Raw genomic sequence first — 297 nt, forward strand, 5'->3', positions numbered from 1 at the left:
CTGCCAAGAAATCATTTGGGGATATAGGAATGGAGCATATTAAACTACTAGACTATCGACTCACAAATCAAGAAATGCAAAATGAAATAAAAGACCATAATGTTCTTTATTTTACTGGCGGAAGACCAGAGAAGTTAATGGAAAGTTTGATTGCAAAAGAATTGATACAAGCTATTAAAGGTTTCCCGGGCTTAATGGTGGGTGTCAGTGCTGGGGCTTTAGTTTTTTGCAGAGATTGTATTATCACAAAAGATGAAGATTATCCCGAAACACAAGTAATAAAAGGTTTAGAGTTAG

1 protein-coding gene is annotated in these 297 nt (G+C 35.4%); it reads left to right on the top strand.

Features of this window, described 5'->3' with window-relative positions:
- On the top strand, positions 1–297 hold a 297-nt coding region (locus tag SB754_RS19775; RefSeq protein WP_410784092.1), incomplete at both ends, for a Type 1 glutamine amidotransferase-like domain-containing protein.

The sequence above is a fragment of the Leifsonia sp. SIMBA_070 genome (genome assembly GCF_046534635.1).
GTDB lineage: Bacteria > Actinomycetota > Actinomycetes > Actinomycetales > Microbacteriaceae > Leifsonia.